General features: G+C 65.8%; 11 protein-coding genes. 4 read left to right on the forward strand and 7 right to left on the reverse strand.

Translation table 11 applies throughout. The features are described from left to right. The first annotated feature begins 237 nt into the window (after positions 1-237). A complete protein-coding gene (locus JQ573_RS23485) occupies positions 238-1,410 on the forward strand; it encodes an acetyl-CoA C-acyltransferase (protein WP_212316190.1) in 1,173 nt (390 codons plus the stop codon). A 72-nt stretch (positions 1,411-1,482) separates the two neighbouring features. On the opposite strand, the gene JQ573_RS23490 is transcribed toward JQ573_RS23485, so the two are convergent. After that, positions 1,483-1,953, reverse strand: coding sequence for a MarR family winged helix-turn-helix transcriptional regulator (locus JQ573_RS23490; protein WP_249132204.1), 471 nt, complete (start codon positions 1,951-1,953; stop codon positions 1,483-1,485). A 71-nt stretch (positions 1,954-2,024) separates the two neighbouring features. On the opposite strand from JQ573_RS23490, the gene JQ573_RS23495 reads away from it, so the two are divergent. Both JQ573_RS23495 and JQ573_RS23500 read left to right on the forward strand, forming a co-directional pair. Next, entirely contained in the window at positions 2,025-3,452 is a 1,428-nt protein-coding gene (locus JQ573_RS23495; RefSeq protein WP_212316188.1) for an MFS transporter, read from the forward strand. Positions 3,453-3,632: 180 nt separating this feature from the next. Then, positions 3,633-5,303: a mucoidy inhibitor MuiA family protein gene (locus JQ573_RS23500; RefSeq protein ID WP_212316186.1), complete on the forward strand. Its 1,671-nt coding sequence runs from the start codon at positions 3,633-3,635 to the stop codon at positions 5,301-5,303. Between the two features lie 76 nt (positions 5,304-5,379). On the opposite strand, the gene JQ573_RS23505 is transcribed toward JQ573_RS23500, so the two are convergent. The 6 genes from JQ573_RS23505 to hemP form a co-directional block, all read right to left on the reverse strand. Next, the gene (locus tag JQ573_RS23505; protein ID WP_212316184.1) at positions 5,380-5,823 is read right to left on the reverse strand and encodes a hypothetical protein; all 444 of its coding nucleotides are present in this window, start codon (positions 5,821-5,823) and stop codon (positions 5,380-5,382) included. Positions 5,824-6,268: 445 nt separating this feature from the next. Continuing rightward, the gene (locus tag JQ573_RS23510; protein ID WP_212316182.1) at positions 6,269-7,621 is read right to left on the reverse strand and encodes an esterase-like activity of phytase family protein; all 1,353 of its coding nucleotides are present in this window, start codon (positions 7,619-7,621) and stop codon (positions 6,269-6,271) included. 261 nt (positions 7,622-7,882) lie between these two features. Beyond that, the gene (locus tag JQ573_RS23515) at positions 7,883-8,674 is read right to left on the reverse strand and encodes a heme ABC transporter ATP-binding protein (RefSeq protein ID WP_212316180.1); all 792 of its coding nucleotides are present in this window, start codon (positions 8,672-8,674) and stop codon (positions 7,883-7,885) included. Beyond that, a complete protein-coding gene (locus JQ573_RS23520; RefSeq protein WP_212316178.1) occupies positions 8,671-9,771 on the reverse strand; it encodes an iron ABC transporter permease in 1,101 nt (366 codons plus the stop codon). Before JQ573_RS23520 ends, JQ573_RS23515 begins: the two co-directional genes overlap by 4 nt. Then, positions 9,768-10,718: a hemin ABC transporter substrate-binding protein gene (locus JQ573_RS23525; RefSeq protein ID WP_212316176.1), complete on the reverse strand. Its 951-nt coding sequence runs from the start codon at positions 10,716-10,718 to the stop codon at positions 9,768-9,770. The genes JQ573_RS23520 and JQ573_RS23525 overlap by 4 nt, the downstream gene beginning before the upstream one ends. A gap of 8 nt (positions 10,719-10,726) precedes the next feature. Beyond that, positions 10,727-10,933 carry a hemin uptake protein HemP gene (gene hemP / locus JQ573_RS40285; RefSeq protein WP_249132206.1) on the reverse strand — a complete coding sequence of 69 codons (207 nt, stop codon included), beginning with the start codon at positions 10,931-10,933 and terminating at the stop codon, positions 10,727-10,729. On the opposite strand from hemP, the gene JQ573_RS23535 reads away from it, so the two are divergent. Next, positions 10,851-11,072 carry a hypothetical protein gene (locus JQ573_RS23535; RefSeq protein ID WP_212316172.1) on the forward strand — a complete coding sequence of 74 codons (222 nt, stop codon included), beginning with the start codon at positions 10,851-10,853 and terminating at the stop codon, positions 11,070-11,072. The genes hemP and JQ573_RS23535 overlap by 83 nt on opposite strands. Positions 11,073-11,161: the final 89 nt, after the last annotated feature.

Here is an 11,161-nt window from a genome sequence, read left to right on the forward strand (position 1 = left end):
AGACGTTTCAAACGTTGTTTGAGCGGGCTCTCGTCGTCGCCCGGGACGTGGCCCGGACGAGGGAATACGCCGCTCAAGCCCATCCAAATTCCGATCTGCGGAACATGACGCCGTCTCCGGCCCCGGAGGCGGCGTTTGTCGTTCCGGGGCGTCTGGTATTCCTGTTGCAGCGTCCAAAATATGTGTACGAAGGCGTCAAGACGCGCCACTATCCGGCGATCTCAGAGGGAGAAAACAATGCGTGAAGCCGTAATCGTTTCCTACGCGCGCACTGGCCTGGCGAAGTCCGGCCGTGGCGGATTCAACATCACCCCGCCGATGTCGCTGGCCGGGCATGCCATCAAGCACGCGGTCGAGCGCGCCGGCGTCGACAAGGACTATGTCGAGGATTGCTATCTCGGCAATTGCGCGCATGGCGCGCCGAACATCGGCCGCCAGGCGGCGCTGCTCGCCGGCCTGCCGAAGTCGACCGCGGGTGTCTCGGTGAACCGCTTCTGCTCGTCGGGCCTGCAGACCATCGCGATGGCTGCGAACTCGATCCGTTCCGACGGCTCCGATTGCATCGTCGCAGGCGGCGTCGAGAGCATCTCGATTCCTGGCGGCGGCACGCCGAAGGAATCGATCGATCCGGACCTGCTCAAGACCGCGCCCGCCATCTTCATGGCGATGATCGACACCGCCGACATCGTCGCCGAGCGCTACAAGCTCAGCCGCGAATACCAGGACGAGTATTCGCTGGAGTCGCAGCGCCGCATGGCGGCCGCGCAGCAGGCCAACAAGTTCAAGGACGAAATCGTCCCGATGAAGACCAAGATGAAGGTGGTCGACAAGGCGACCAAGGCCGAGTCGATCGTCGACTACGTCGTCGACCGCGACGAGTGCAACCGCCCCGAGACCACGCTGGAAGGCCTTGCCAAGCTTGAGCCGGTCAAGGGTCCGGGCAAGTTCGTCACCGCCGGCAACGCCAGCCAGCTGTCCGACGGCGCCGCTGCGGTGGTGCTGATGGAAGCCAAGGATGCCGAGAAGCGCGGCCTCAACCCGCTGGGCCGCTTCGTGGCCTGGGCCTCGGCCGGCTGCGAGCCCGACGAGATGGGCATCGGTCCGGTGTTCGCCGTGCCGAAGCTCTTGAAGCGCCACGGCCTGAAGGTCGAGGACATCGATCTCTGGGAGCTCAACGAAGCCTTCGCCAGCCAGTGCCTCTATTCGCGCGACCAGCTCGGCATCGATCCCGAGAAGTACAACGTCAACGGCGGCTCGATCGCGATCGGCCATCCCTTCGGCATGACCGGTGCCCGGCTCACCGGCCACCTGCTGCAGGAAGGCCGCCGCCGCAAGGCCAAGTGGGGCGTCGTGACCATGTGCATCGGCGGTGGTCAGGGCGGTGCCGGCCTGTTCGAGATCTACAGCTGAGCGCGATCGATCCTGATCGTGTCAGAACGAACGGCCCGGCAGTAACGCCGGGCCGCTTCCGTTTGAAGCCGGTTATGTTGCCGGCAAATCCGCCGCGTGTTCGCCGAACTCGAGCGCGGCGATCAACGCGAGCGTCTGCCTGAGATCGGCGGCCTGTTTCGCGCCGAAGGCGGTCTCGAAGCGCTCCTGCGCCTCACGCCAGGCGGCCTGTGACTCGTCAAGCCGGGCTTCGCCGCGCTTGGTCAGCCGCACCAGGCGGCTGCGCCGGTCACTCTTGTCGACGGCGATGGTCAAAAGGCCGTCGCGTTCCAGCGGCTTGAGGTTGTGGTTGAGCGCGGTGCGGTCGAGCACCAGCGCAGCGGCCAGCTCGCCCATCGTCGGCGCGCCCGAACGTCTGATGTGGACCAGAATGGCGCGTTGCGTGCCGCGCAGGCCGGATGTCGCCAGGACCTGATCATAGAGCTGCGACACGCGTCGCGTCGCCTTGCGCAACGCCGTGAGATTGCACCGGCTGGGTTCCGTTTTCACCATCGCCGCCTCCAAACTAGGCTTGACAGATACATGCATATGCACTTAATGGCAATATATGCATATGCACATATTTGGAGGGTGTGATGTCGGAGATCGAGGCGGAGACGATCGGGCTGGCTATCGGAGCTGACGCGCGGCCACGCTCCCGCGTCGCAACACCGCGCCAGGTGCTCGCGATCGTATCGGTGGGCATCTGCCTCGCCAACCTCGACCTCTTCATCGTCAATGTCGGGTTGCCGAACATCGCGCAGGAATTCCGCGGCGCCTCGCTCGAGGATTTGTCCTGGATCCTCAATGGCTATGCGATCGTCTATGCGGCGCTGCTGGTGTTTTTCGGCCGGCTCGCCGAACGCCACAGTCGCAATCTGAGCTTCCTGCTCGGCGTTGCGCTGTTCACGGCCGCGTCGGCGGCCTGCGCGCTTGCGCCCAACGTCGAATTGCTGGTCGTCGCCCGCATCGCGCAGGCCGCCGGTGCGGCGTTGATGACCCCGACCTCGATCGGCCTGCTTCTGGCGTCGTTCCCGCCCGACCAGCGTCCCGGCGCGGTGCGGACCTGGACGGCGATCGGCGGCCTTGCGGCCGCGCTCGGGCCGCTTGCCGGCGGCGTGCTCGTCACCTTCGACTGGCGCTGGATCTTCATCGTCAATGTCCCGATCGGCATCGTCGCACTGATCATAGGCTGGCTGAAACTGCCGGAAGTGCCCGGCCATGACGTGCCGCGTCCGAGTTCATGGGCGGCGCTACTTGTCACCTGCGGCATCGGTGCGCTGACCCTTGCGATCGTGAAGGCCAATGACTGGGGATGGGGTTCGCGCGGCGTCGCGCTTGGCTTTGCCATCGCAGCCGTCTCGCTCGCTGCCTTTACGTGGCACTGCCTCAACTCGAAGAATCCCTTCGTCGATCCTGCGTTGTTCAAGGTGCGGCCGTTCACCGGGGCGACGTTTGTCATGGCGCCATACTCGGCGGCTTTCGGCGCGATGCTGCTGTCGGTGGCGTTGTGGGAGCAAACGGTGTGGGGCTGGTCGGCGCTGAAGACCGGCCTTGCGATCGCGCCGGGTCCGCTGCTTGTCCCGTTCACCTCGCTGTTGTTTGCCCGCCGCCTGATCGCGCGATTTGGCGCCGCGGCCGTCGTGTCCGCCGGGATTGCATCGTTCGCGGGCGGTCTTGCGATTTGGGCAACGTTGCTTGGAGTTGACCCCGACATGCCCGCCTTTGTGGTCGGCATGATGTTCACTGGCATCGGCGTCGGGCTGACCTTTCCGACTCTGATGGGCGTCGGTGCCGGTTCGCTGCCGCCTTCGTCGTTTGCGACCGGCTCCGGTGTCATCAACATGATCCGGCAGGCAGCGCTGGCGATCGGCGTCGCGATCTTTGTCGCGATCCTGGCAACGCCAGTCTCGATGGCGGACCGGATCGCGGCGTTTCAGCGCGGCTGGTGGATCATGATCGCCATCACCATTGCCGGCTTCGTGCCGAATTACCTGTTCATCCGGCGCAAGGCGGATCGCTAACGGGTCAAAGCCGCCGCCGCGCCATCCGGCAGCCGCGAGCGCGCCATCGTCGCGCCGCAGGGAAACCTCAATCGAACCAGTCCCTTCCTCGCTGCGTCTCACCACGAGAAACGGTGCGCCCTGGAGTTTGGCGCGCCGTTCGTCTCGCGCGCGATGCCGCGTTTTTTTCGGAGGGATCTGATGCGAAAGATTACGAATTGTCTTGTGACCACCAGCCTGGTGCTGGCGGGTGCGCTGGTTGCGGGGCCGCTCCACGCGGCCAATCTCGACGCGGCGTCGCAGGTCGACGCCGTCACCGTCTATCCCGATGGCGCGAGCGTCACCCGCGTCATCACGCTGGATCTGCCCGCCGGCGACAACATGCTGGTCGCGAAGGATTTCCCGATGGGGCTCGATCCGTCTTCGCTGCGGGTCGAAGGCGAGGCGGGCGGCCGGCTGACGATCGGCGCCATCGACGCGCGGCCGCCGCGCCCGGTGGAGCCGGCGAACCTGCCCGAGATCGACAAGCGGATCGAGGCGCTGCGGGATCAGCGCGAGGATCTCCAGGGGATCATCACCTCGGCCGAGGCGCGGCGCAAATTCGCCGAGCATTTCGCGGAGGCCTCGCCGGTCGGCATCGGTGAGAAGGGCGAGGCGCGTCCGGTCAGCGAGTGGCGCGCCGCGTTCTCGGCGGTCGGGGACGAAGTCGCGACCGCCGACACCGCGATCCGCGACGCCGTGCGCAAGCAACGCGACATCGATCGCGAGATCGCGCGCCTCGAGGCCGATCGCGCCGCCAAGCCGCCGAGCAAGCTCGAGGTGCGGATCGAGCTGGCCTCCGCGGCCGCGACCCGCGCGACTTTGCGGGTGACCTATGCGGTGCGCAGCGCCCGCTGGATGCCGCTCTACGACGCCCGTCTCGACACCGGCGCCAAGGATCGAAAGCCGGCGATCGAACTGGTGCGCCGCGCCGAGATCACCCAGTCGACCGGCGAGGATTGGTCGAACGTCGCGCTCGCCGTCTCCACCGTGCGTGTCGCCCGCGGCGGTAACGCGCCCGACCTCAATTCGCTGATCGTGCGATATCCGCTGCCGCCGCGACCGCTGGCCGCCGGCAGAGCATTCGACAGCGTGCAACAACCCCCGGCGCTGATGCCCGCACCGGCTGCGCCGCCGATGGAGCAGCAGCATCTGCTCAAGCAGGCCGAGGAGCGCGACGCCGTCGCCGAGGTCAGCGCGTTTCAGGCCACATTCAAGATTCCCGGCCGCGTCAGCGTCGCCGCCAACGAGGGCGCCAAGAGCCTGCGTATCTCGACGGCGACGATCACCCCTGATCTCGCGGTGCGCGCCGTTCCGGTGATCGATCCGACCGCGTTCCTGGAGGCGAGCTTCGTGCAGGCCGACGAGGCGCCGCTGCTGCCGGGGCAGGTCTCGATCTATCGCGACGGCATCTTTGTCGGCCGCAGCCGGATGGCCACCGCCGCCAAGGACGAGACCGTGCGGCTCGGCTTCGGCGCCGACGACAAGGTCAAGATCGAGCGCACGGTGGTGAAGCGCAATGAAGGCTCCGCCGGCCTGATCGTGACGACGTCTAAGACCGACGAACGCGCGTTCAAGACCACGGTGCGCAACGGCCACGACTTCCCGATCAAGGTCGCGATCCAGGATCAGCTCCCGGTCAGCGAGAACGACGATATCGTGGTCGAGATGCTGCCGTCGTCGACACCGGCGACCACCACCAACCTGCGCGACAAGCGCGGCGTGCTGGAATGGGCGTTCGAGGCCAAGGCCGGCGAAGTCCGTGACATCAATTTCGCCTGGCGGATGCGCTGGCCCAAGGACAAGGGCGTCGTGATGGTGCCGGCCGGCTGATCTGCGTCAGGTGCACGACACGACGTTCGCGAATTATCGGACGAAGAAGCAGTGACGCTTCGCGGGAGGACGCGGGCTAGAAGCCCGCGTCTTCCTCCAGCCATTGCTGATTGTCCCAGCGCGCGCGGCGGCCGACGACATATTCGCGAACATCGTCCATGAAGCGCACTTTGCTGGCGAGTGCTCCAGTGAAAGCCACGATCGCCGCGATCCAGGGCCACAGATGCATTAGCAGCGAGGCGGGTATCTGATTGGCGAATCCCGCCTGCAGCGCGCCAGTGACCAGATAAGCCAACACGCCCCACGCAACGGCCAAAATCGTCGCCACGACCTCATAGCTGTCTTGATGAAATCTCACCAACCGTCGCATCAAGGCCAGGTAAGCAAAGTAGACGATCACGCCGAGCATCAAAGCGACCAGTCCCGGCGGAAGCCCCCAGCTCTGGTCCCAGCCGAGGTACGCAACGAAGCCCGCGGCGATGAACGCCTCGATGTAGGTCAGGCTGGATTTTTCCCGCATCATTTGCCCCGAAGCGATTCAAGTATCGGCCTAGGTTATCATCATTGAGCGCTTCGGTAGAGGGGCAATTGCAAGACAACCGTTGGCGCCTTGTGCAGCGCGATCCCATGTTCGGGGATTCGGATGAAGAAGGAGCGAGCTAACGCCGAGTGAGGCGGGGCAGCTCTATCACCGTCACCCTGAGGAGGCCGCAAAGCGGCCGTCTCGAAGTGCGACGGCCCGGCTTGCTCCGCGCGGCATCGTCGGGGCCGTGCATCCTTCGAGGCTCGCTCCGCTCGCACCTCAGGATGACGGAACTGCTTCCGCATATTCGCTGTCATGCCCCGCCTTGAGCGGGGCATCCAGTAAGCCGCGGCTTATCCGCTGCGTTCGAACGCCTCTGGAATACTGGGTCGCCCGATCGAGCCGGGCGACGACACTGTTGTGTGTAGCGCGAGCAACCGCCTCACTTCACCTTCAGGAAATCGCCGACTTCGAGCAGTACGAACTCGTCGTCATCGGCCTTGTTCGGATCGCGGCTCGAGGAGAACGGCAGATTGTTGTCGTTGCCGACGATGATGTGGGTCTCGTCGACCCGATCGACGTTCTCGATGGTGAAGAACGGGAAGGTGTAGACACCGTCGTTGAGCGGCTTGCGGGCCTTCTTGTTCGGATCGCGGATCTTCATCAGGTCGATATAGGCGATCTTGCGCACCGGCTTGCCGACATTAGCGTCCGACAGCTCGATCTTGTAGACGCGCTTGAACTTGGCGAGGTCAGGGAAGCAGTTCTCGCCGCGCTGGCCTTGCGGGCAGGCCTTGTCGGCAGTGCCTTCGCCATTGTCGCGCTCGATCACGAGGCCCTGGGTCGGATCGATCATGTTGAAGTCGCCGATCGCATTGCCGTTCTGCTCGAACACATATTGCCAATAGCGACCGGTGAACTTCTCCGCCGCGACGTCGAATTCGAGGATGCGCGAGGCTTCCTTGCCGTCGACCTTCTCCCAGTCCTTCTTGTCGGCATCCCACAGCGGCCCCTCGAGCAGGCCGTAGAGGAACTTGCCGTCCTTGGAGGAGGCAAAGCCCTCATAGCCCTTGGAGCGGCGCAGGTTGACGTTGGTGTAGGTGGCGCCAGGCGCGCCGGGTGACTGCACCGCCCAGTGATCCGGCGAGCGCACCGGCTTGCCGTCGGCGACCGTCTCGAACACGGCGAGGATCTTGCCGGTCTTGTCGGCCTTGAGGATGTAGGGCCCGAACTCGTCGCCGATCCAGAAAATGTCGTTGATGATCTGGAAGCCCTCGGTGTCGAAGTCGGCGCCGGTGAGGTAGCGCTTGGCGGTGTCTTCATGCACGATGCGGAACGGCACCTTCTTGTCGGGATCGTGCAGGAACACGGTCTCCTGACGCTCGATCTTGCCGTTCGCCCAGTCCATCTTGTAGCGGTTCAAATACAGCATCGAGTCCGCCGAGTTGTAGCGCGCGCCCATGCCATTGTCGGTGATCACCCAGAACGAGCCGTCCGGCATCGCCTTGATGCCGGAATGGCCTTGCAGCGGCTGGCCCTTGAACGGCAGCGACACGCCGGTCGGCCGCTCATAGGACTTGCCCATCACGGTGCCGATCGCATCGACGCGCTTGCCGGTGGTGTATTTGCCGGACGTCTTCAAATCGTTCGGGGCATCGGCGGGGGCGTCGATGAAGCTCTCTGCCGGCATCACGGCGTGTCCTGCCAGCGTCGCCGGGAATTCGCCCTCGCTCTGCGCGAACGCCGGCGTGGTGAGCAGGATCGAGGCGACGGAACAGAGCAGTGACAGGCGCATGGTTGATCTCCCAAAGGACAAACGATGCGGTGTTCTCCGAGCCGCCTGTTACAGCCCGCTGACAGTTTTGTGAACCGCGGATGTTGCGGCGGGATAAGCCTTGCGGCGGTACGTCGCCTCCTGGCCACAAATCTCGTCCCGAGAAGGTTGTGAGACTATCTGTCACGTCATTGCGAGCGAAGCGAAGCAATCCATAGCGCAGCAAGCGCAGACATGGATTGCTTCGTCGCTGTCGCTCCTCGCAATGACGAGGTTGAGGGTCTAGACGGGCCGCATCGTCTGCGGCAGCAGGAACGGCACGCCGCCTCCGGTGTAGTCGATCGTGGCGTCGATCTCGAAGATCTGCCTCAGCGTGTCGGCCCGCATCGCTGCGGCGCGGTCGCCGTCGACGGCAAGCCGGCCCCGATGCAGCAGCAGGATGCGGTCGGCGAACCGCATCGCGAGGTTGAGATCATGCAGGATCGCGATCACCGCGGTGCCGCGCGCGGCGCGCCGCCTTGCGGTCTCGACCAGGTCGATCTGATGTCGCAGATCGAGGCTCGAAGTCGGCTCGTCCAGCAGCAACAGCCCCGGCCCGTGCAGCGCCTCGCCGCAGGCGAGCTGCACCAGCACGCGGGCGAAATGCGCGCGTTGCTGCTCGCCGCCGGACAGCGTCGGCAATTGCCGGAACCGGAAATGCGCCAGTCCGACCTCGTCCAGCGCCGCGGTGACCAGCGCACGCGTCACCGCGCGCGGGCTCTCGCCGGCGCCCATGCTGACAATTTCCTCGACCGTGAACGGGAAGGTGACGTTGACGTGCTGTGACAGCATCGCGCGGTGCTGCGCCAGCTCGCGTGGACCATAGGCGTTGAGGTCGCGCTGCCTGAGCCGGATCGTTCCGCGCGACGGACGGAGATCGCCCGACAGCATCCGCAGCAGGGTCGATTTGCCGGCGCCGTTGGGACCGACGATCGCGATCATCTCGCCGGCGCCGATCTGCAGCGAGACCATATCGACCAGCGCCGCGCCGCCGACCGTCATCGATACCGATTGCGCCTCCAGCAGCGCGCTCATAGCGACACCAGGGAGCGCTGGCGCAGCAGCATGGCGAGGAAGAACGGCGCGCCGATCGCCGCGGTCAGGATGCCGATCGGCATCTCAGCAGGGGCCACGATGGTGCGCGCCACGGTGTCGGCGCCGACCAGCAGGATGGCGCCGAGCAATGCGGAGGCCGGCAGCAGCAGGCGGTGCCCGGGCCCGATCACCAGCCGCAGCAGATGCGGCACCACGATGCCGACGAAACCGACCACACCGCAAACCGAAACCGCGACCCCGGTCATCGCCGACACCAGCACGATCGAGATCCGCTTCAGCCGCTCGACGTCGACGCCGCTGTGGAATGCCTCGGCCTCGCCGAGCACCAGCACGTCGAGGCCGCGCGCGATCCAGAGGCAGGCGATCAGCGCCGCGGCCAGGACCGGGGCAAGCGCCGTGAGCTTGGTCCAGGTCGCGCCGCTCAGCGAACCCAGCATCCAGAAGGTGATGTCGCGCAGCTGGCGGTCGTCGGCGACGAACACCAGGAGCCCGATGCCCGCATTGGCGATCGCGGCAATCGCAAGCCCGGCCAGCAGGAAGATCGCGATCGAGGTCCGGCCGCCGCGGCTCGCAATGCCATAAAGCACGATGGTCGTAATCAGCGACCCGGCGAAGGCCGCGATCGGCAGCAGCTGATGCTGCAGGAAGCGCAGGCTCTCGCCGAGATGGCTGTCGGTGAATACGATCGCCAATGCGGCGGCAAACGCGCCGCCGGAGGAGACGCCGACCAGCGCCGGGTCGGCGAGGGGATTGCGGAACAGGCCCTGCATGATGGCACCGGAGACGGCGAGCAGAGCGCCGACCATCGCAGCCGCCGCAATCCGCGGAATCCGGATCGACCACAGCACGAGCTGGTCGCGCGCGAGCAGCGGGTTGGCCGCGCTGTCGGCCCATAGTCCCAGCGCGGCGGGAAGCCGTGCCACTGGGATACCCGCGGCCCCGACCGTCAGGGCGACCAGCGCGGTCCCTGCGAGCGCGGCAAGCAGGCAGAGCAGCGTGAGGGTCGCCGCCGGCCGCAACGACATGCCGGCGCGCCGTCGCTTCGCACGCGCGGGGCGTTCGGCCAGCACGCTCATTGCCGGCAGTTCGCGGTCAGCGCCGCCGGCTTGAAGGTGGCTGCCTCCGGCGCCAGCGCCGGATAGAGCTTGACCGAGAGGTCGCGTGCCGCGGCCGCCGTGCGCGGCCCGAAGCCGAGCAAATAAAGCCCCTCCATCGAGATGAAGGCCTTGTTGGTGCCGACCGGCGTCAGTGCGAAGGCCGGATGCGCGAACACGGCCTCCGATGTCAGCGAGTCCTTGCCGCGATCGATCGACAGCACGACGTCCGGTTTCGCCGCCACGATGGCCTCGTCGTTGACCGGCTTGTAGCCGTCGTAACCGTCGATCGCGTTGACGCCGCCGGCGAGCTGGATGATCTCGTCCGCGGCGGTCTTGTGGCCCGCGGCCATCGCCCGGCCGTTCAGGAGCGACATCACGAACATCACGCGCACCGGCTTCGTGACCCTGGCCCGCAGCGTGCGCAATTGCGCGAGATCGCTTTCCACCGCTGTGGCCAGGCAGGCGGCGCGCGGGTCGGCGCCGATGGCGTGGCCCACCAGCCTGATCTTCTCCACCAGCCCGGCCTCAGAGAACGTCTCCGGCACCAGCACCAGCGGCACCTTGGCCGCCTCCAGCACGTCCATGGTCTCCTTCGGCCCGGAGCCCTGCACCGCAAGCACCAGCGACGGGTGCAGGCCGAGCACGCCCTCCGGCGACAGCTGGCGCATATAGCCGACGTCGGGCTTTTCGTGCAGCGCGGACGGTGGGTAGAGACTGGTGGCATCGACGCCGGCGATGCGGTCCTCGAAGCCGAGCGCATAGAGGATCTCGGTGATCGCGCCGCCGATCGAGACGATCCGCGTGGGATCGTCGATCACGACGTCGCGGTCGCGTGCGTCGTGCACGGTGATGCCCTCGGCGATCGCTGCGCCGATCGGCAGCAGACAGGAGAGCGCGAGCAGAGCGAGCGTGCGACAAATTGTCATCGGGGGCGTCACTTGGTCAGGATCAACTTGTTCTGCGAGGTCAACCGCAAGCGGTAATGCTCTTCGCCATGCACGATGATGATTTCGCGCTCGGTCGCGAACAGGTCGCGGCTGTCGAGGCGATTCCCGTGCATGATGAGCGTTTTGGCCGCGTCGGACGCCGATACGTCCTGTTTTCCCGCCGCGCCGATGTTGTCTCCGGAAGTGGCCGACATGCTCGTGGTGCTGCGCTTTCGAAATCTTCAAATGATGCTTGCTTGTATAAGCGGGCGAAGGCGCATTCCAACGGCTGCACTTTACAATCGATGTAAACAACGCCGCCGCATTCTTGACCGTTTTGTTGCCGGCTCGTAACCAATCATCACACGATGCAGGCTTGTGGCTTGCATCGCAACGTAGCCAGCAAGCCGCTCGGTGGAGCGCACGCCAGCCAAACCAGAAAA

Origin of the sequence: Bradyrhizobium sp. AUGA SZCCT0105 (genome assembly GCF_018129565.1) — a bacterium.
Lineage (GTDB): Bacteria > Pseudomonadota > Alphaproteobacteria > Rhizobiales > Xanthobacteraceae > Bradyrhizobium.